We start from the raw sequence: 18,971 nt of genomic DNA, 5'->3' as shown, positions 1-18,971 counted from the left end.
CGCACCACCGCACGCATCGACCTGGAAGGACGCCCCCGTGGCCACCTCCGTTCGGGCGAAGCGGGCCGGCTCCCCGCCGCCCGCCGCACCGCCCTCCTCCCCCGGCCGGCCCCGCGGCCGCCGCGCGGTCCCGGCCGGCCTGCGCGGCAGGCTCTACCGCTGGGACATCAAGGCGATCCCGTACGTCTTCATCGCCCCCTTCTTCCTCACCTTCGCGGCCTTCGGGCTCTTCCCGCTGCTCTACACCGGCTGGCTCTCGCTGAACCGGGTCGAGCTCGGCGGCGACCCGACGTGGAAGGGCCTGGAGAACTACACCGACCTCGCGACCAGCGAGTTCTTCTGGAACGCGCTCCTCAACACCTTCACCATCGGGGTCATCTCGACCGTTCCCCAGCTGCTCATGGCCCTCGGTCTGGCGCACCTGCTCAACTACAGGCTGCGCGGCCGCGGCTTCTTCCGGGTCGCGATCCTCGCCCCGTACGCCACTTCGATCGCGGCGGCGACCCTGGTCTTCGCCCAGCTGTTCAACACCGACTACGGCATGATCAACGGCCTCCTCGGCTGGATCGGCGTCGGCCCGGTGGACTGGGAGTCGTCCAAGTGGCCGGCGCAGATCGCGATCTCGGCGATCGTCACCTGGCGCTGGACCGGCTACAACGCGCTGATCTACCTGGCCGCGATGCAGGCCGTGCCGCAGGACCTCTACGAGGCGGCCTCGCTCGACGGGGCCTCGCGCTGGCGGCAGTTCCTCAGCGTCACCATCCCGTCGATCCGGCCGACGATCCTGTTCACGATCATCGTCTCCACCATCGGCGCGACCCAGCTGTTCGGCGAGCCGATGCTCTTCGGCGGCAGCGTCGGCATCAGCGGCGGCAGCGGCAACCAGTTCCAGACGCTCAGCCTGCTGATGTACGAGAAGGGCTGGGTGACCGGCGCCCTCGGGCAGGCCTCCGCGATCGCCTGGGTCATGCTCCTGCTCCTCCTCCTGATCGGCGGCGTCCAGGCGCTGGTCTCCCGCCGCGACCGCACGAAGCCGGGGAGATGACCTCATGGCACGCACACTCGAAACGCCCGCTCCCGCACGCCGCTTCCGCCAGTCGGCCGGCCGTCAGCACCACGCGGGACCGGTGACGTACGTCCTGCTCGTCGTCGCCGCGTTCGTCTCGCTCTTCCCGCTGTACTGGAACGTGGTCGCCGCCTCCCACACCGGCGAGCGGGTCGTGGCCGCCCCGGCGCCGCTGCTGCCCGGCAAGCGGCTCCTGGACAACCTGAGCTTCGCCTGGAACCAGGTCGACATGGGCGAGGCCCTGGTCAACACCACGATCGTGGCGAGCCTGGTGGCGCTGTCCACCGTGCTGTTCTCCACGCTCGCCGGCTTCGCCTTCGCCAAACTCCCCTTCCGGGGCAGGGGGTTGCTGCTCTCGCTCGTGGTCGCCACGATGACGATCCCGCCGCAGCTCAGCGTCATCCCGCTGTACCAGATCATCACGGACCTCGGCTGGTTCGACCAGCTCCAGTCGGTCGTCCTGCCCTCGCTGGTCGCTGCCTTCGGCGTGTTCTTCATGCGCCAGTTCCTGCTGGAGGCGCTGCCGACGGAGCTGGTGGAGGCGGCCCGGATGGACGGGGCGCACAGCCTCCGGATCATCTGGCACGTGGTCTTCCCCGTGGCCAGGCCCGCCATGGCCGTGCTCGGCATGCTGGTCTTCGTCCAGGCGTGGAACGACTTCTTCTGGCCGTTCATCGCGCTCACCCCGGACGGCAGCCCCACGCTCCAGGTGGCGCTCGCCGGCCTCGGCGCGGGCAACCACACGGTCGACCACGCCGTGGTGCTGACCGGTGCCCTGATCTCCACCATACCGCTGCTGCTGGTCTTCGCCTTCCTCGGCAAGCACATCGTCGGCGGCATCACGGCCGGCGCCGTCAAGAGCTGACCGGCCGCCCCGTTCGAACCTCACGTATCCGTCACCGTGTTGGGAGACCTCTCCTATGACCGCGCCCGAAACCCGGCCGCTCACCGCCGTCCGCTCGTTCCCCGCCGACTTCCTGTGGGGCGCGGCCACCGCCGCGTACCAGATCGAGGGAGCCGCGGCGGAGGACGGCCGTACCCCCTCCATCTGGGACACCTACTCGCACACCCCCGGCAAGGTCTTCGAGGGCCACACCGGTGACGTGGCCGTCGACCACTACCACCGGTTCCGCGAGGACGTCGGGATCATGTCCGAACTCGGCCTGAACGCCTACCGGTTCTCCGTCTCCTGGTCCCGCGTCCAGCCCACCGGCCGGGGCCCGGCGATCCAGAAGGGCCTGGACTTCTACCGGGCGCTCGTCGACGAGCTGCTCGCGGCCGGGATCGAGCCGGCGCTGACGCTCTACCACTGGGACCTGCCCCAGGAGCTGGAGGACGCGGGCGGCTGGCCGGAGCGGGCGACCGCCGAGCGGTTCGCCGAGTACGCGGGGATCGTCGCCGCGGCCGTCGGCGACCGGGTGAAGCGGTGGACCACGCTCAACGAGCCCTGGTGCAGCGCCTTCCTGGGGTACGGCTCCGGGGTGCACGCGCCGGGCCGGACCGATCCGGTGGCCGCGCTGCGCGCCGCCCACCACCTCAACCTCGGGCACGGCCTCGCGGTCCAGGCGCTGCGTGCCGCGCTGCCGGCGGACCGGCAGATCGCGGTCTCGCTCAACCTGCACGAGGTCCGTCCACTGACCGGTTCGGCGGAGGACCTGGACGCGGCCCGCCGCATCGACGCCGTCGGCAACCGGATCTGGCTGGGTCCGATGCTGGAGGGCGCCTACCCGGAGGACCTGTTCGCCGACACGGCGCACCTCACCGACTGGTCCTTCGTCCGGGACGGCGACACCGCGGTGGCGCACCAGCCGCTGGACCTGCTCGCCATCAACTACTACACGCCGACGGTGGTCTCGACGGTGCCGGAGGGCGGGGAGAAGCCGCAGGACGACGGTCACGGCAACAGCGAGCACTCGCCGTGGCCGGGCGCGGACTCGGTCGCCTTCCACCGGGCGCCGGGCGAGCCGACGGCGATGGGCTGGGCGGTCGACCCGAGCGCGCTGTACGACCTGCTGACCCGGGTCTCCGCCGCGTACCCCGATCTTCCGCTGGTGATCAGCGAGAACGGGGCGGCGTACGAGGACGTGGTCGGTCCGGACGGTTCGGTGCACGATCCGGAGCGCGCCGCCTATGTGCACGCGCACCTGGAGGCGGTGCACCGGGCGATGGCGGACGGGGTGGACGTGCGCGGCTACTTCCTCTGGTCGCTGCTGGACAACTTCGAGTGGGCGTACGGCTACGCGAAGCGGTTCGGCGCGGTCCGGGTGGACTACGACACCCTGGAGCGCACCCCGAAGTCCAGCGCCCGCTGGTACGCGCGGGTGGCGCGCTCGGGTGAGCTGCACGCGCCCGACGGGCACTGACGCGGGACGGGGGAGGGTCGTGCCGGGCGCCCGGCACGACCCTCCCCCACGAGGTCGGTCCCCCGTCGTCGGCGTCGGCTCAGATGTCGACGACGCGGTAGCCGATGACGTAGACGCCGCCGGAGCCCTCGACGGTGCGCCACTGGGTCTCGGCGCCGACCTCGCTGCCGGTGACGAGCGTGGCGCCGAGCTTGTCGTCGCTGCTGGTGGAGTCGTAGTCCCACAGGGTCAGGGTGCGGGCCTGCTCCTTGCCGAGGATGAGCGCGGCGTTGCCGTTGCCGTCCTCCATGGAGCGGACGTAACCGGTGCCCATGGTCTGGTACTTGATGCCGTTGCCGGGCCAGACCTTGACGGCGTTGCCGTTGGCGTCGGTGATCTTGAGGTAGGCCTCGTCGTGGTCGCCCTCGCTGTTCTGCTGGCAGTGCAGCTCGAACAGCTCGATCTTCACGTAGTCGATCGGCTCGGCGTGCGCGGTGCCGGCGAAGGCTCCCAGGCTGCCGAGTCCGAGCAGGGCGGTGGCGGCGGCTCGGACGACTCGGTTCTTGCGCATGTGGTCCCCCCACACATCGGGTCACTCGTGTGACGTGGTGCCCGGGCCGCCTTCCCCGGCGGCCCGGTGTGCCGTTTCCCCTCGGCACGACACTCACTGTGCCCGGCGGCCCCGCCCCGCCTCTACGCGCGTTCCGCTGGGTGGAACGCGCGGGAGACTACGGGACGAGGGCGGCCGTCGGGACCGGTGTCCGCCGGCTTCCCCGGGCGAGCGCGCGGGTGACCGCGGCTCCCGCCTCGGCGACGGCCCGGGCCAGCGCGTCGAGTCCGCGGCCCGCGGGGACCATGCCGGCGAGCGCCGCGACCGTGCGGCCGTCCGGGGCGCGGACGGGCAGCGCGGCGCAGCACACCCCCTCCATCACGTCCTCCCGGTCGAGGACCGCTCCGCCGCGGAGGGGTCCGCGCAGTGCCTTCCCCGCGGCGGTGTCGAGGCGGAACGCGATGCCGTCGCGTACGGCGAGGAGCGGCTCCAGGTCACCGGGGACCGAGCTCACGGTGATCGCCATGTCCTCGCGCAGCACGGCGAGGACGACGCTGGCGCCGGTGGCGGCCCGGAGGCGCTGGAGCGGCAGGCGGGCGGCCGGACGCAGACCGGGGTGTGGTTCCCAGGCCTGGCCGAGGCGGTAGAGCTGCGGGCCGACCCGGTAGCGGTTGCCCCTCCGCTCGACGGCGCCGACTCCGACCAGCTGGTCGAGCAGCCGGTGGACGCTGCCCTTGGGCACCCCGCAGGCGAGCGCGAGTTCGGTCACGCCCGCCTCGTCGCCGTTCCGGCGCAGGGCGTCGAGCAGCGCGAACGCCCCTTCCAGCACTCCCCGGCCGCGCTCCTGGCGTCCCGGCGCGGCCGTCTTCGCGAGGCCGGCCGTTCTCCGTGCCGTTCCGGTGTCCATGAGTCCCCCTGACTCGCTACGCCCGGCCGTGTCCCCCGATGGCACGGCTGCGGGCACGGGTACACGATGCCGCAGACCGGACCATTACGACGAAGGGCTTGCCCGTCCGGTCGTGTCGCCTCGTGCCCGGCCCTCCCGGCCGGGAACCCCTTAGGGTGGTCGGCCATGAGAGAAGCCCAACCGCCCGCCGCCCGGTCCCGTCGTCGCAGGACCGTCGGACTGGCCGCCGGGACCGCCGCGGTCGCGGGGCTCGCGACCGCGTTCGTCGTCGCCGCACCGCCCTCGGAGTCCGCGCCCCGCCCGGTGGCGAGGGCCACGGTGGCGGCGAGCCCCTGGATGCGCGCGGCCGGGGCGCCGCTGACGGTGATCGCCCACCGGGGCGCCCCGTCCGCGGCGCCCGAGAACACCCTGGTCTCCGACGAGGTGGCCCGGCGGGGCGGGGCCGTCTGGATCGAGAACGACGTCCAGCCCAGCAAGGACGGCGTGCCGTACGTCCTGCACGACGCCACCGTCGACCGGACCACGGACGGCACGGGACCGATCCGTTCGCTGACCTCCGGACAGCTCGACGCCCTGGACGCCGGCTCCTGGTTCGCGCCCGCCTACGCCGGCACCCGGGTCCCGACCCTGGCCGCCCAGCTCACGGACCTCAGGGAACGCGGCGGGAAGCTGCTCCTGGAGATCAAGGGCCGGCACAGTCGCGCCGAGGTGGACCGGATCGTCCGGGAGGTCCGGGAGCAGGACATGACGGACCGGGTCTTCGTGCAGAGCTTCGACGTCCCGTCCCTGCGGTACGCCCACGAGCTGGCGCCCGAACTGCCGCTCGGTCTGCTGCGCGACACCCTGGACGCCGACCCCGTCGCGCTCGCCCGGGAGCTGGACCTCTCCGCGTACAACGTCTCGTACGCCGCGCTCGCCACCCGTCCGCAGCTGGTCGGCGACCTGCACGCGGCCGGCGTGGCCGTGAACGTGTGGACGGTCGACACCCCGGCGCGCTGGAAGGCCCTGGACGCGCTCGGCGTGGACGGCGTCATCACGAACCGCCCCACCGAGCTGGGCGGATGGTCGTCCGGCCGGACGAGCTGAGCGGTGCCCGGACGGTCCGTCAACGGGGGGTCAGTTCCGGCAGGAGGCCGGGGTTGACCACCCGGAGGATCGTCGCGATGTCGCCGGGATCGGCCGCCGGCCACAGGACGGCCCGGGCCGCGCGGTACTTGGCGGCCAGCCGTTCCCGCTGGGCGGGCGGCAGGGCGGCGGCCCGGTCCGCGCGGCTGTTGTGCGCGTTGTCGGCGATCTTCACGAGGGTGGCGTCGGGGTCCTCCGCGATCCGGCGGAGCTTCTCCTCGTAGGCCGTGTCCGGGTCGTTGGTGACGGCTTCGACGAGGGCGACGACCCGGGCGGGGATCCCGGCGGCGCGCAGCCGCTCCGCCGTCCACCCGGTGTCCTCGATGACGTCGTGCAGCAGCCCGGCCATGGCCAGGTCCGGGCCGAGCGGCTCCAGGCCCGCGGCGACGGCCCGGACGTGGGCCACGTAGGGCACGCCCGCCTTGTCGACCTGCCCGGCGTGCGCCCGGTCGGCCAGTTCGTCCACTTCGGCGAGGGTCTTCATGTCCCCCATCATCGCCGGGCCGTGCGGTGGGCGCGGCCGTCACGCGCTGTTCACACGGAACCGGGAATGCCCGCCCCGCATCGCCCGGTTGCCGGATGCATGACTCTTGGAGTGACGCTCGGTTCGACCTCCCAACAGCTTCCGATCGACGACACGGTGCGGCTCGCGCGGGAGGCGTACGCCGCCGGCCTGCACTCGGCGTGGTTCGGCCAGTCCTTCGCGTACGACTCCCCCTCGCTCGCCGCGATCGTCGGGCGCGAGGTGCCCGGGCTGCACGTGGGGACGTCCGCGATCCCGGTCTTCGGCCGCCATCCGCTGCTCGTCTCCAGCCAGGCGCAGACCGCGCAGGCCGCCACCGGCGGCCGCTACCACCTCGGGCTCGCCCTCGGCACCCGGCACCTGACCGAGACGGCGTTCGGCCTCCCGTACCAGCGGCCGATCGGCCTGCTCAGGGAGTTCCTCACCGCCCTGCGGCCGCTCCTGGAGACGGGCGAGGCCGATTTCCACGGGGAGCTGCTGACCGCGACGACGCCGTACTCGGCGGCGGTGCCGGGGGCGGACCGGCCGCCGGTGCCGGTGCTCGTCGCCGCGATGGGCCCGCAGGCCCTGCGGGTCAGCGGTGAACTCGCCGACGGCGTCCTGCCGTTCCTCGCGGGTCCGCGCGCGCTGGCCGAGCACATCGTCCCGGCCGTGACCGCCGCCGCCGAGGCGGCGGGCCGGCCGGCGCCCCGGATCGTGGCCCTCGTGCCGGGGGTGGTGACGGCGGACGCCGAGGGCGTGCGGAAGAAGGCGGCGGAGGCGCTCGCGCTCTACGAGCGGATCCCCTCCTACCGGCGCGCGATCGAGCTCTCCGGAGCCGACGGGGCGGCCGGACTGGCCGTGGTCGGGGACGAGGAGACGGTCGCCGCCGAGGTGCGGCGCTACCGCGAGGCGGGGGCGACGGAGGTGGTCTTCACCGCCACGGACCTGGGCGGCGAGGACGACCGCCGCCGCACCTGGAAGCTCCTCGGCGAGCTGTCGCGCGGCTAGCGGGTGTCCGGCCGGCCCGGGGGGGCGGCCCCGGCCCGGCCGCTCAGCTCCTCCCCGCGCCCTGGACCACCGTCTCGGCCCCGGCCGGTTCCTCGCCCTCGGTGTCCAGGTGGGGCAGGATCCGGTCCAGCCAGGCGGGGGTCCACCAGGCGTGGCGGCCGAGCAGGGTCATCACGGCGGGCACGAGCAGCAGGCGCACCACGGTGGCGTCGATGAGGACGCTGGCGGCGAGGCCGAGGCCGAGCATCTTGACGACGATGTTGTCCGAGACGATGAAGGCGGCGAAGACGCTGACCATGATCAGCGCGGCGCAGGTGATGACCCGGGCGGTGATCTCCAGGGCGTGGGCCACGCTGGCCTTCGAGTCCCCGGTGCGCAGCCAGGCCTCGCGGACGCGGGACAGCAGGAAGATCTCGTAGTCCATGCTGAGTCCGAAGACGATGGCGAACATCATCATCGGCACGTAGCTCTCGATGGGCACCTTGCCGTTGACGCCGAGCGCGGGGCCGCCCCAGCCCCACTGGAAGACGGCCACGACGACGCCGTACGAGGCGGCGATGGAGAGCACGTTGAGCACGGCCGCCTTGACCGCGACCAGGAGTCCGCGGAAGACGATGAGGATGACGAGGAAGGCGAGCCCGACCACGACGGCGATGATCAGCGGCAGGCGGCTGGAGACGATGTCGAGGAAGTCGACCTGGGCGGCCGTGTTCCCGGTGACGTAGGTCTGCGCGTCGGTGCCGGCCACCGCCTGCGGGAGGACGTCGTCGACGAGGTGGTTGGTCAGTCGGGTCGTCTTCTCGTCCTGCGGGGAGGCCGTGGAGTAGGCGGTGCCGACGAGGACGTCCCCGTCGGAGGTGGTCTGCAGCGGGGTGATGAAGGCGGCGTCGGGGACGCCCGTCAGCGACTGCTGGAGTTTGGTGCCGAGGGCGGCCCGGTCGGCGGCGGGCACGGCCGACTGGTCGACGACGACGGTGAGCGGCCCGTTCGCGCCGGGGCCGAAGGCCGTGGAGATCAGGTCGTAGGCCCGCCGGTCGGTGAACGACTCGGGGTCGGCCCCGTCGCCGATGTGGCCGAGCTGGATGAAGAGCAGGGGGAAGGCCAGGACGAGCAGGGCCAGGACGCCGCCGGTCAGGAACCACCAGGGGCGCTTCTCGACGCGTTGCGCGTACCGGTGCCAGGTGCCGTGCGCGGGTGCGCCGGGCTCGGCGTCGGTCTCCGCCACGGGCTTGCGGACGTGGTAGCGGTCGATCCGGTGGCCGACGAGTCCGAGCATGGCCGGGACGAGGGTGAGCGCGGCGACGACGGCGGTGACGACCGTGAAGGCGGCCGCCAGGCCGAGTTTGCCGATGAAGGTGACGCCGGAAACCCACAGTCCGGAGAGGGCGATGATGACGGTGCAGCCGGAGACGAGCACCGCGCGGCCGCTGGTGGTGGTCGCGCGGGCGGCCGCGTCGGCGGGATCGTGGCCGTTCATGAGGTTCTGGCGGTGGCGGGTGATGAGGAACAGCGCGTAGTCGATGCCGACGCCGAGCCCGATCATGGTGGCCAGGGTGGGCGAGACGGTGCCGAAGGTGAAGGCGGCCGCCATCAGGCCCAGCAGGGCGAGTCCGCAGACCGCTCCGAGGAGTGCGGTGACCAGCGGCATGACGGCGCCGATGACGCTGCCGAAGCCGATGAGGAGGACGACGACGGCGACGGCGAAGCCGATGGCCTCGCTGCTGCGGTCGTCGGCCGTCGGCCGGGCGAGTTCGCCGAGCGAACCGCCGTACTCGACGGTGACGCCGGCGTCCCGGAGGGGCTGGACGGCGGCGTCGACGCCGTCCAGGTAGCCGGTGCCGAGGGTGGAGGGCGCCACGCTGAAGCGGACGGTGATGTAGGCGGTCTTGCCGTCCGTGGAGAGCGGGCCGGTGTTGGGCGTCCCGGCCGGGAGCGCGGGCGGGGTGGTCCCGGGCGGCGGCAGCGGGTTCTGGGCGCCGATGACGTCGGGGAGCTTCTCCAGGGCGGCGACGGCGGAGTTGACCGCGGACGACTCCTGCGTGAGGGGCTTGGAGGGGTCGTTCAGGACGACCTGGGCGCTGTATCCGCCGGCGGCGGGATCGTGCGCCTTGAGGACGTCGAGGCCCTCGGCCGACTGCACTCCGGGGAGCGCGAAGTCGTCGGAGAACATTCCTCCGACGGCCCGGTCGGTGATCTGGAGCCCCGCGACGGCCGCCAGCCAGAGGGCGATGACGACGAGGAAGTGGCGGGCGCACCAGTGACCGAGTCGGTAGAGAGCGCCTCCGGGGGATGCGGGCCGGCCCTGGGCCGGGCTTCCTGCGTTCATGGCGTGGCCGTGTCCGGATAGGGAAGTCCCCGAGCGGTTCCGGCACCCGCGTCGTGCGGGCCTACCCCGTCCATTGTTCGCCCGGCTCCGCGCTCCGGCATCTCGGCCGGTGGGAGGCCGGTGGGAGGCCGGTGGGAGGCCGGTGGGAGGCCGGTGGGAAATCGGAGACAGGCCGGTGGGAAGCGGGTGGCGGGCCGGTGGAGGTGGGAAGCGGGTGGCGGGCGGGTAGGAAGCCGCCCGGGACGGGCGGTCTGCCCGTGACGGCGGGGAGACCCGTGACGGCGGGGAAGGGGAGCAGCATGCGGGACGAGGGCACCGGGCGGAAGCCGCTGTCGGCGGCGGAGCTGTTCGACGATCTGGGCATCGCGTACGAGCGGGCCTTCGGGCACCTGCCGGAGCAGTCGGCGGCGGTGGACTGGCTCACGGAGCGCCTGGGCGCGGGGGCCCGGGTCCTCGACGTCGGCAGCGGTACGGGGCGGCCGGTCGCCGACCGTCTGGTGCGGGCCGGGTGCGCGGTGACGGGCATCGACGTGTCCGGGGAGATGGTCGGGCTGGCCCGCGCGCAGGTGCCGGGGGCCGCGTTCGAGCAGGTGGACGTGCGGGACTACGACGCCCCGCCGGGGGGTTTCGACGCCGTGTGCGCCTTCTTCCCGCTGCTGATGATGAGCCGGGCGGAGGCGTCCGCCGCCCTGGAGCGGATGGCGGGCTGGGTGGCGCCCGGCGGCTATCTGGTGACCGCCACGGTGCCGGCGGACGTGGACGGGGTGGAGATCGAGTTCATGGGCCGGCCGGTCAGGGTCTCCAGCTTCTCGGTGGAGGAGTACGTGCGGACGCTGCGGGAGGACTGCGGTCTCGACGTCCTGCGGCACGAGGTGTCGGTCTTCCGGCCGGACGACGAGCGCGCGGTCCCGGAGGAGCACCTGTTCTGCTTCGCGCGGCGCCCCGACCGGGTCGGCGGCGGGGGCTCCTGAGCCCGTCGCCGAGGGCGTCCGCCATTCGGACGGCCGTCTCGGGACACGGAAGAGAAGAAGGTCACAGTCGTACGCCCTCCTGCTCCTTTGTGGATCTCCCCTAGCATCCGAGCCATGACGGTCCTGCCTGACGACGGGCTCTCCCTGGCGTCCGAATTCCCAGACGCGCCACACGAGCAGTGGCAAAACCTCGTGGCGGGCGTCCTGCGCAAGTCGGGCAAGGAGGTCTCCGGCGACACCGCCGAGGACGCCCTGTCCACTCTGCTGGAGGACGGCCTCCGCACCCGCCCGCTGTACACCGCGCGCGACTCCGCGCCCGACCCCGGCCTGCCCGGCTTCGCGCCCTTCGTGCGCGGTGGGCGCGCCGAGGGCAACACGGCCGACGGCTGGGACGTGCGCCAGCTCCACGCGACGGCCGACGGCGAGGCCGTTCTCGCCGACCTGGAGAACGGCGTCACCTCCCTCTGGCTCCGTGTCGGCGGCGCCGGCATCCCGGTCTCCTCGCTCGACGGCGTCCTGGAGGGCGTCTACCTCGACCTCGCGCCCGTCGTCCTCGACGCGGGCGACGAGACGGAGACGGCCGCCGAGCGGCTGCTGCGGCTGTACGAGGAGCGGGGCGTCGCCCCGGAGGCGGCCCGGGGCAACCTGGGCGCCGACCCGCTGGGCCACGAGGCCCGCACCGGCCGCGCGGCGTACGACCTCGTGTCCGTGGCCGGTCTCGCGCGCCGCTGCGCCGACCGGTACCCGGGGCTGCGGGCCCTGACCGTGGACGCCCTGCCGTACCACGAGGCCGGCGGTTCGGCCGCGCAGGAGCTGGGCTGCTCGCTCGCGACCGGCGTCGCGTACCTGCGCGGGCTGACCGGGGCGGGGCTGAGCGTCACGGAGGCGTGCGGTCAGCTGGAGTTCCGCTACGCGGCCACCGCCGACCAGTTCCTGACGATCGCGAAGCTGCGGGCCGCGCGCCGCCTGTGGGCCCGGGTGGCCGAGGCCTGCGGCGCCCCGGAGGCGGGCGCGCAGCGCCAGCACGCGGTGACCTCGCCGGTGATGATGACGCGCCGCGACCCGTGGGTGAACATGCTGCGCACGACCATCGCGACGCTCGCGGCGGGCGTGGGCGGTGCCGACAGCGTCACCGTGCTCCCCTTCGACGACGCGCTGGGCCTGCCGGACGCGTTCTCCCGCCGGATCGCCCGCAACACCTCCAGCGTCCTCATCGAGGAGTCCCACCTGTCCCGGGTGATCGACCCGGCGGGCGGTTCCTGGTACGTGGAGCGGCTCACCGACGAACTCGCGCACGCCGCCTGGGAGTTCTTCCAGGACATCGAGCGGGAGGGCGGCCAGGCCGCCGCGCTGCGCTCCGGCACGGTCGGCGAGCGGCTCGCCGAGACCTGGGCCGCGCGCAGCAGGAAGCTCGCCACCCGCCGCGAACCGATCACCGGCGTCAGCGAGTTCCCGCACCTCGCGGAGAAGCCCGTGGACCGCGCGCCCGCGCCCGAGCCGCCGTCCGGCGGCCTCCCGCGCGTGCGGCGCGACGAGGCGTACGAGGCGCTGCGCGCCCGTTCCGACGCGCACCTCGCGGCGACCGGTGCCCGGCCCCGCGTCTACCTGGCGGCGCTCGGCCCGGCGGCCGCGCACTCGGCCCGGCTCGCCTTCGCCGCGAACCTCTTCCAGGCGGGCGGCATCGAGGCCGTCACCGGGGGCACGTTCGAGGAGAGCGGCGCCCGCGAGGCCTGCCTGTGCTCCAGCGACGCGCTGTACGAGGAGCGGGCGGAGACCGCCGCCGGGGAGCTGCGCGCCGCCGGGGCCGAGCACGTCCTCCTCGCGGGGCGCCCCGGGTCGTACGCCGGTGTCGACACGTACGTCTTCGCCGGCTGTGACGCCGTCGCCCTGCTCTCCACCGCCCTCGACCGCATGGGAGTGTCCTGATGTCCATCCCCGATTTCTCCGGGATCGAGCTCGGGGCACAGGCCGCCGCCGGTGGCCCCGACGAGTGGCGCTCGGCCGTGAAGAAGGCGGCGGGCGGTGACGACCTGCTGTGGGAGACCCCGGAGGGCATCGCCGTCAAGCCGCTCTACACCGGGCAGGACCTGGAGGGCCTCGACTTCCTGGACACCCTCCCGGGCGTGGCCCCGTACCTGCGCGGCCCGTACCCGACGATGTACGTCAACCAGCCCTGGACGATCCGTCAGTACGCGGGTTTCTCCACGGCCGAGGAGTCGAACGCCTTCTACCGGCGCAACCTCGCGGCCGGGCAGAAGGGCCTGTCGGTCGCCTTCGACCTGCCGACCCACCGCGGTTACGACAGCGACCACCCGCGCGTCACCGGTGACGTCGGCATGGCCGGCGTGGCCATCGACTCGATCTACGACATGCGACAGCTGTTCGACGGCATCCCGCTGGACAGGATGTCCGTGTCGATGACGATGAACGGCGCGGTGCTGCCGGTCCTCGCGCTGTACATCGTGGCCGCCGAGGAGCAGGGCGTACCGCCCGAGAAGCTGGCCGGGACCATCCAGAACGACATCCTCAAGGAGTTCATGGTCCGCAACACGTACATCTACCCGCCCGGGCCGTCGATGCGGATCATCTCCGACATCTTCGCGTACACCTCGCAGCGGATGCCCCGCTACAACTCCATCTCCATCTCCGGGTACCACATCCAGGAGGCGGGCGCGACGGCCGACCTGGAGCTGGCGTACACGCTGGCGGACGGCGTGGAGTACATCCGGGCGGGGCGCGAGGCCGGGCTCGACGTGGACGCGTTCGCGCCGCGCCTGTCGTTCTTCTGGGCGATCGGCATGAACTTCTTCATGGAGATCGCCAAGCTGCGCGCCGCGCGGCTGCTCTGGGCGAAGCTGGTGAGGCAGTTCGACCCGCAGAACGCCAAGTCCCTGTCGCTGCGGACGCATTCGCAGACCTCGGGCTGGTCGCTGACCGCGCAGGACGTGTTCAACAACGTCACGCGGACGTGCGTGGAGGCGATGGCGGCCACCCAGGGCCACACCCAGTCGCTGCACACCAACGCCCTCGACGAGGCGCTCGCGCTGCCCACCGACTTCTCGGCGCGCATCGCGCGGAACACTCAGCTGCTCCTCCAGCAGGAGTCGGGCACCTGCCGGACGATCGACCCGTGGGGCGGCAGCGCGTACGTCGAGAAGCTGACGTACGACCTGGCCCGCCGCGCCTGGCAGCACATCCAGGAGGTCGAGCAGGCCGGCGGCATGGCGAAGGCCATCGACGCGGGCATCCCGAAGCTGCGCGTGGAGGAGGCCGCGGCCCGCACCCAGGCCCGCATCGACTCCGGTCGGCAGCCGGTGATCGGCGTCAACAAGTACCGGGTCGCGTCCGACGAGCAGATCGACGTCCTCAAGGTCGACAACTCCTCCGTCCGCGCCCAGCAGATCGCCAAGCTGCGGCGGCTGCGCGAGGAGCGCGACGAGACCGCCTGCCGGGACGCGCTCGACGCGCTCACCCGGGCCGCGGGCGGCGACGGCAACCTCCTGGAGCTCGCGGTGCGCGCGGCCCGCGCGAAGGCCACCGTCGGCGAGATCTCGGAGGCCCTGGAGAAGGTGTACGGCCGGCACGCGGCGCAGATCCGTACGATCTCCGGTGTGTACCGCAACGAGACAGGCGAGTCCCCCTCCGTGGAGCGCACCCGGACCCTGGTCGACGCCTTCGGCGAGGCCGAGGGGCGCCGGCCGCGCATCCTGGTCGCCAAGATGGGCCAGGACGGGCACGACCGCGGCCAGAAGGTGATCTCCACCGCCTTCGCCGACCTGGGCTTCGACGTGGACGTCGGCCCGCTGTTCCAGACCCCGGCCGAGGTGGCCCGTCAGGCCGTGGAGGCGGACGTGCACATCGTCGGGGTCTCGTCGCTGGCCGCGGGGCACCTGACCCTCGTGCCGGCGCTGCGGGAGGAGCTGGCGGCGGAGGGACGCGAGGACATCATGATCGTGGTCGGCGGCGTCATCCCCCCGCAGGACGTGGCGACGCTCCTGGAGATGGGCGCGGCGGCCGTGTTCCCGCCGGGGACGGTGATCCCCGACGCGGCCCACGACCTGGTGACCCGGCTGGCGGCCGACCTCGGGCACGACCTGTGATCGGTCTCGACACGTACGTGAAGGGCGTGCTCGACGGGAAGCGGGCGGTGATCGCCCGTGCGATCACCCTCGTCGAGTCGACCCGCCCCCAGCACCGCGCGCTGGCGCAGGAGCTCCTCACGGAGCTCCTGCCGCACAGCGGCAAGGCCGTGCGGATCGGGATCAGCGGGGTGCCGGGGGTCGGGAAGTCGACCTTCATCGACGCGTTCGGGACGATGCTGACCGGGCTCGGTCACCGGGTGGCGGTGCTGGCCGTCGACCCGTCGTCGACCCGTACGGGCGGCTCCATCCTCGGCGACAAGACGCGGATGGAGCGGCTCGCCGTCGACCCGGCGGCCTTCGTCCGCCCCTCCCCCAGCGCCGGCACGCTCGGCGGCGTCGCGAAGGCGACCCGGGAGTCGATGGTCGTGATGGAGGCCGCGGGGTACGACGTGGTGCTCGTGGAGACGGTGGGCGTCGGCCAGTCCGAGACCGCCGTGGCGAACATGGTCGACTCGTTCCTGCTGCTCACCCTGGCCCGTACGGGCGATCAGCTCCAGGGCATCAAGAAGGGCGTCCTGGAGCTGGCCGACGTGGTCGCCGTCAACAAGGCGGACGGCCCGCACGAGCGCGACGCCCGCGCCGCCGCGCGTGAGCTGGCGGGCGCGCTGCGGCTGATGCACGGCGCCGACGCCGTCTGGACGCCGCCGGTCCTCAGCTGCAGCGCGCGGGAGTCGGCGGGCCTCGACGAGGTCTGGGAGCGGCTGCGGCAGCACCGTCTGCTCCTCGACTCGACGGGCCGCCTCACGGCCAAGCGCCAGGACCAGCAGGTCGACTGGGCCTGGTCGATGGTCCGCGACGAGCTGCTGCGGCGGCTGCGCACCGACCCGGCGGTCCGGGAGGCCGCGCCCGCGCTGGAGCGGCGGGTCAGGGACGGCGAGCTGACGGCGACCCTGGCCGCGGAGGAGATCCTGAGGGCCTTCGGGGAGCGCCGGGACTGAGGCGCCGCCCCTTTCCGGGGCTCCGTCACGGACGCCTGTACGGGACTTCCCGTCAGGCGTCCTTCTCCATGCCCGGACGCAGCCGCGCGAGCAGGGCGTACAGGGTCGCGCTGTCCTCCGCGCCGAGCGTGTCGAGGGCTCCGTGGGTCGCCTGCATCTCCTCGCGGACCCGCCGGATGACGTCCCGGCCCTCGTCGGTCGCCACGACGTTCTTGACGCGCCGGTCGGAGGCGTCGGCCTCGCGGCGCACGAGACCGCGTCCCTCCAGGCGGTCCACGATCCCGGTGACGTTCGAGGCGTCGCAGACGAGGAGCGTGGCGAGGGCGCGCATCGGCAGCGGGCCGTTCAGCTGGGCGAGCACCTTGGCCTGGGTGGAGGTCAGTCCGTGGTGGGCGGCGGCCGCGGCGAAGTCGCGCCACTGGGCCGTGCCGATGGCGGCGAGGAGCTCAAGCAGCTGGAGCTTGGTGGGCGTCTCGGGGGTCGTCGCGCTCATGCTTCGAGCGTACTCAAGATCCTTGACATTATCAATTGTTTACTTAAGAACCTCAAGCATTTACTTGACCTCCTCAAGCATCGGGACCTACCTTCGTCGTATTACTTGATGACATCAAAGATCGACGACGTGAAGCACCGAGAAGGCCACCCACACATGAGTCACGAGACCACCCCGCCCGCCGCCGACCCCCGGCGCGAGACGCTCGTCGTCTTCGCACTGAGCCTCGCCGCCATGGTCGTGTCGATGATGCAGACCCTGCCGGTCCCGATCCTCGGCCTCATCCGCGCCGACCTCGGCACCTCGGCCGCGAACGTGAGCTGGGTGACCACCGCCACGCTGCTCTCCGCCGCCGTCTTCACCCCGCTGCTGGGCCGCTTCGGCGACCAGCACGGCAAGAAGCCCACCCTGGTCGCCGTCCTCGGCGTCATGGTGGCCGGCTCCGTCGTCGCGGCCCTGGCGACCTCGCTCCCCCTGCTGGTCCTCGGCCGCGTCCTCCAGGGCGCCGCCACCGCGATCTTCCCGCTGGCCCTGTCCGTGCTGCGCGAGGAGGTCCGCCCGCAGAAGCTGCCCGGCGCGATGTCCCTCGTCAGCGGCACCCTGGCCTTCGGCAGCGGCCTTGCGCTCGTCGCCACCGGCCTGCTCACCTCCGGCTCCGACGCCGACTACCGCAGCGCCTTCTGGATGGCCACGGGCTTCGCCGCCATCGCCCTGCTCGCGGTCGTGTTCCTGGTCCCCGCGACCCGCCACAAGACCGGCGGACGCACCGACTTCCTCGGCGCGCTCACCCTCGGCGCCACCCTGCTGCTGCTCCTGCTGCCGATCTCGCAGGGCCACGAGTGGGGCTGGACCTCCGGCCGCACCCTCGGCAGCTTCGCCGGCGCGGCCGTCATGACCGTCGTCTGGGTCCTCACCGAACTCAAGGTCCGCGAGCCCCTCGTCGACATGCGGATGTTCGTGCACCGGCCGGTGCTCATGGCCAACCTGGCCGGCGTCCTCGTCGGCTTCGGCATGTTCGCGAACTTCCTGGGCGTCTCGTACCTCGTCCAGATGCCCGAGGCCCTCACCGGCTACGGCTTCGGCGCGTCCATCCTGCGGGCCTCCGTCGAGTTCCTGCTGCCCGGCGCGATCGTCTCCCTGCTCGCCTCGCCGATCGGCGGCCGGCTCGTCCGCCACCGCGGTCCGCGCACCGCACTGACCCTGGCCGCCGTCCTGGGCGCCGTGGGCTTCGGCTGGCTCGGCCTCGACCACGGCCACACCGCCTCGGTGATCGGCGCCGGCGTGATCGTCGGCGCGGCCGTCAGCTTCGGCTACGCGGCCATGCCCGCCGTCATCATGGCGAGCGTCCCGCACCACCAGAGCGGCATCGCCAACGGCATCAACTCCATCTCCCGCTCCACCGGCAGCGCGATCGGCAGCGCCGTGGTCACCACGATCCTGGCCTCGAAGACGATCGAGCACCTGCCCGCCGGCGTCCCGGCGCTGCCCGCCGAGTCCGGCTTCACCCTCACCTTCGGGATCGGCGCCGCCGCCTTCGCGCTCGTCGCCGTCATCGCCCGCCTCGGCCTGCGGGCCGGCCAGGCGCCCCGCACCGAGCGGGTGGGCGCACCGGCCGCCGAGAAGGAGAAGGTCGCCGCGGCATGACGAGGAGGAGGGCCGGACCCGTCGGACGACGGGTCCGGCCCTCCTCGCGCGCGTGCCGCCGTCGGGTCAGACGCGGTCGGCGGCGATCAGGACGTACTGGAAGGAGCCGTCCCTGTACGACTCGATGAACGCCTCCTCGATGCCGGTGACCAGCGAGGACGTGGCCCGCAGCTCCCAGTAGGGCAGGGTGTCCGGCGTCAGGTCGATGACGGCCTGCGGCACGAGCCGGTTGTCGGCCATCGCGCGCAGGTACTCACGGCGGGAGTGGATGTTGCACTCGAAGTGCGCGTTGATCTGGGAGACCCACTTCGAGGGCTGTCCGTACTTCGGGTTCCAGCAGCCGGTGATGGTCACGTAGCGGCCGCCGACCTTGAGGAACCGGGAGTGCTCGGCGAACAGGTCGTCCAGGTCGACGTACATGCTCGACTCGTTGTTCCACGAGGCGGCGATGCTGCCCTTCTCGAAGGGGGTGTCGAGCATGTTGCAGACCTGGGCGTGGACCCGGTCCTCGATGCCCAGCTCCTTGGCGCGCCGGTTGCCGAACTCGGCCTGCGTGGAGGAGAGGGTGACGCCCTCGACCTTGCAGCCGAAGCGCTGGTGGGCCATGACGCTCGAACCGCCGCGGCCGCAGCCGGCGTCGACGAGGGTGTCTTCGCGGCCGATCGGACCCAGGTGGTCCAGGAGGAGCTCGGCCTGCGCCGACTCCAGGCGGTGCAGCTCGGCGATCAGCTTCTTCTCGTACTCGCTGTCCTCGACGTCCCCGAGGGCGGCGTGGTCGACGGCCCCGATGCCGTAGTGGTGGTGGTACAGCCCGTCGACGTCACCGAGGCGCAGGTTCACGGGCCTGGCCTCGGCGTTCCAGTAGCGGGCGATGTCTCCCTGGTACGGCGTCGCCGGGCCGGGAACGAACGCGGAGGTGCCGTTGACGGTGGGGAGCTCGGTGTTGGTCACAGA

The 18,971-nt window shown here is 72.9% G+C and carries 16 protein-coding genes; 10 read left to right on the top strand and 6 right to left on the bottom strand.

Going from position 1 to position 18,971, the window contains the following annotated elements:
• Positions 1 to 37: 37 nt before the first annotated feature.
• Genes IE180_RS20645 through IE180_RS20635 form a run of 3 tightly spaced genes read left to right on the top strand, consistent with a single transcriptional unit; the run spans position 38 to position 3,429 of the window.
• Positions 38 to 1,045 carry a carbohydrate ABC transporter permease gene (locus IE180_RS20645; RefSeq protein ID WP_190158392.1) on the top strand — a complete coding sequence of 336 codons (1,008 nt, stop codon included), beginning with the start codon at positions 38 to 40 and terminating at the stop codon, positions 1,043 to 1,045.
• Between the two features lie 4 nt (positions 1,046 to 1,049).
• A complete protein-coding gene (locus IE180_RS20640) occupies positions 1,050 to 1,931 on the top strand; it encodes a carbohydrate ABC transporter permease (RefSeq protein ID WP_190158391.1) in 882 nt (293 codons plus the stop codon).
• Between the two features lie 55 nt (positions 1,932 to 1,986).
• A complete protein-coding gene (locus tag IE180_RS20635; RefSeq protein ID WP_190158390.1) occupies positions 1,987 to 3,429 on the top strand; it encodes a GH1 family beta-glucosidase in 1,443 nt (480 codons plus the stop codon).
• Positions 3,430 to 3,508: 79 nt separating this feature from the next.
• Here the strand turns inward: IE180_RS20635 and IE180_RS20630 are convergent, their stop codons facing one another.
• Both IE180_RS20630 and IE180_RS20625 read right to left on the bottom strand, forming a co-directional pair.
• The gene (locus IE180_RS20630) at positions 3,509 to 3,979 is read right to left on the bottom strand and encodes a hypothetical protein (protein WP_229860676.1); all 471 of its coding nucleotides are present in this window, start codon (positions 3,977 to 3,979) and stop codon (positions 3,509 to 3,511) included.
• Between the two features lie 157 nt (positions 3,980 to 4,136).
• Positions 4,137 to 4,865, bottom strand: coding sequence for an IclR family transcriptional regulator (locus IE180_RS20625; RefSeq protein ID WP_229860675.1), 729 nt, complete (start codon positions 4,863 to 4,865; stop codon positions 4,137 to 4,139).
• A 165-nt stretch (positions 4,866 to 5,030) separates the two neighbouring features.
• Between IE180_RS20625 and IE180_RS20620 the strand changes: the two genes are divergently transcribed.
• On the top strand, positions 5,031 to 5,951 hold the full coding sequence (locus IE180_RS20620; RefSeq protein WP_190158388.1) for a glycerophosphodiester phosphodiesterase: 921 nt from the start codon (positions 5,031 to 5,033) through the stop codon (positions 5,949 to 5,951).
• Between the two features lie 19 nt (positions 5,952 to 5,970).
• Here the strand turns inward: IE180_RS20620 and IE180_RS20615 are convergent, their stop codons facing one another.
• A complete protein-coding gene (locus IE180_RS20615) occupies positions 5,971 to 6,474 on the bottom strand; it encodes an HD domain-containing protein (protein WP_190158387.1) in 504 nt (167 codons plus the stop codon).
• A 99-nt stretch (positions 6,475 to 6,573) separates the two neighbouring features.
• Here IE180_RS20615 and IE180_RS20610 point away from each other — a divergent pair, with 99 nt between their 5' ends.
• Positions 6,574 to 7,503, top strand: coding sequence for an LLM class F420-dependent oxidoreductase (locus tag IE180_RS20610; protein WP_190158386.1), 930 nt, complete (start codon positions 6,574 to 6,576; stop codon positions 7,501 to 7,503).
• A gap of 43 nt (positions 7,504 to 7,546) precedes the next feature.
• Here IE180_RS20610 and IE180_RS20605 read toward each other — a convergent pair whose 3' ends face one another.
• Entirely contained in the window at positions 7,547 to 9,829 is a 2,283-nt protein-coding gene (locus IE180_RS20605) for an MMPL family transporter (RefSeq protein ID WP_190158385.1), read from the bottom strand.
• A gap of 299 nt (positions 9,830 to 10,128) precedes the next feature.
• On the opposite strand from IE180_RS20605, the gene IE180_RS20600 reads away from it, so the two are divergent.
• From IE180_RS20600 to meaB, 4 genes are all read left to right on the top strand, one after another.
• The gene (locus tag IE180_RS20600) at positions 10,129 to 10,800 is read left to right on the top strand and encodes a class I SAM-dependent methyltransferase (protein ID WP_190158384.1); all 672 of its coding nucleotides are present in this window, start codon (positions 10,129 to 10,131) and stop codon (positions 10,798 to 10,800) included.
• A 114-nt stretch (positions 10,801 to 10,914) separates the two neighbouring features.
• Positions 10,915 to 12,726 carry a methylmalonyl-CoA mutase family protein gene (locus IE180_RS20595; RefSeq protein ID WP_190158383.1) on the top strand — a complete coding sequence of 604 codons (1,812 nt, stop codon included), beginning with the start codon at positions 10,915 to 10,917 and terminating at the stop codon, positions 12,724 to 12,726.
• Positions 12,726 to 14,900 (top strand): methylmalonyl-CoA mutase, encoded by a 2,175-nt coding sequence (gene scpA, locus IE180_RS20590; RefSeq protein WP_190158382.1) that lies wholly within the window; start codon positions 12,726 to 12,728, stop codon positions 14,898 to 14,900. Before IE180_RS20595 ends, scpA begins: the two co-directional genes overlap by 1 nt.
• Positions 14,897 to 15,880 (top strand): methylmalonyl Co-A mutase-associated GTPase MeaB, encoded by a 984-nt coding sequence (meaB, locus tag IE180_RS20585; RefSeq protein WP_190158381.1) that lies wholly within the window; start codon positions 14,897 to 14,899, stop codon positions 15,878 to 15,880. The genes scpA and meaB overlap by 4 nt, the downstream gene beginning before the upstream one ends.
• A 52-nt stretch (positions 15,881 to 15,932) precedes the next feature.
• Here meaB and IE180_RS20580 read toward each other — a convergent pair whose 3' ends face one another.
• Positions 15,933 to 16,373, bottom strand: coding sequence for a MarR family winged helix-turn-helix transcriptional regulator (locus tag IE180_RS20580; RefSeq protein WP_123456459.1), 441 nt, complete (start codon positions 16,371 to 16,373; stop codon positions 15,933 to 15,935).
• Between the two features lie 156 nt (positions 16,374 to 16,529).
• Between IE180_RS20580 and IE180_RS20575 the strand changes: the two genes are divergently transcribed.
• Positions 16,530 to 18,017 carry an MFS transporter gene (locus IE180_RS20575; RefSeq protein ID WP_190158380.1) on the top strand — a complete coding sequence of 496 codons (1,488 nt, stop codon included), beginning with the start codon at positions 16,530 to 16,532 and terminating at the stop codon, positions 18,015 to 18,017.
• A 66-nt stretch (positions 18,018 to 18,083) separates the two neighbouring features.
• On the opposite strand, the gene IE180_RS20570 is transcribed toward IE180_RS20575, so the two are convergent.
• Positions 18,084 to 18,968, bottom strand: a complete 885-nt coding sequence (locus IE180_RS20570; protein WP_190158379.1) for a geranyl diphosphate 2-C-methyltransferase — start codon at positions 18,966 to 18,968, stop codon at positions 18,084 to 18,086.
• Between the last annotated feature and the right edge of the window lie 3 nt (positions 18,969 to 18,971).

Origin of the sequence: Streptomyces litmocidini (genome assembly GCF_014649755.1) — a bacterium.
GTDB lineage: Bacteria > Actinomycetota > Actinomycetes > Streptomycetales > Streptomycetaceae > Streptomyces > Streptomyces litmocidini.
The sequence above is the reverse complement of the archived record's forward strand: the minus strand, read 5'-3'. Positions and strand labels throughout refer to the sequence as shown.

Bases quoted from the DNA above. Each gene is read 5' to 3' on its own strand.
- IE180_RS20640 (WP_190158391.1), top strand. From the start codon at position 1,050: ATGGCACGCACACTCGAAACGCCCGCTCCCGCACGCCGCTTCCGCCAG.
- IE180_RS20635 (WP_190158390.1), top strand. From the start codon at position 1,987: ATGACCGCGCCCGAAACCCGGCCGCTCACCGCCGTCCGCTCGTTCCCC.
- IE180_RS20630 (WP_229860676.1), bottom strand. From the start codon at position 3,979: ATGCGCAAGAACCGAGTCGTCCGAGCCGCCGCCACCGCCCTGCTCGGA.
- IE180_RS20625 (WP_229860675.1), bottom strand. From the start codon at position 4,865: ATGGACACCGGAACGGCACGGAGAACGGCCGGCCTCGCGAAGACGGCC.
- IE180_RS20620 (WP_190158388.1), top strand. From the start codon at position 5,031: ATGAGAGAAGCCCAACCGCCCGCCGCCCGGTCCCGTCGTCGCAGGACC.
- IE180_RS20615 (WP_190158387.1), bottom strand. From the start codon at position 6,474: ATGAAGACCCTCGCCGAAGTGGACGAACTGGCCGACCGGGCGCACGCC.
- IE180_RS20610 (WP_190158386.1), top strand. From the start codon at position 6,574: ATGACTCTTGGAGTGACGCTCGGTTCGACCTCCCAACAGCTTCCGATC.
- IE180_RS20605 (WP_190158385.1), bottom strand. From the start codon at position 9,829: ATGAACGCAGGAAGCCCGGCCCAGGGCCGGCCCGCATCCCCCGGAGGC.
- IE180_RS20600 (WP_190158384.1), top strand. From the start codon at position 10,129: ATGCGGGACGAGGGCACCGGGCGGAAGCCGCTGTCGGCGGCGGAGCTG.
- IE180_RS20595 (WP_190158383.1), top strand. From the start codon at position 10,915: ATGACGGTCCTGCCTGACGACGGGCTCTCCCTGGCGTCCGAATTCCCA.
- scpA (WP_190158382.1), top strand. From the start codon at position 12,726: ATGTCCATCCCCGATTTCTCCGGGATCGAGCTCGGGGCACAGGCCGCC.
- IE180_RS20580 (WP_123456459.1), bottom strand. From the start codon at position 16,373: ATGAGCGCGACGACCCCCGAGACGCCCACCAAGCTCCAGCTGCTTGAG.
- IE180_RS20575 (WP_190158380.1), top strand. From the start codon at position 16,530: ATGAGTCACGAGACCACCCCGCCCGCCGCCGACCCCCGGCGCGAGACG.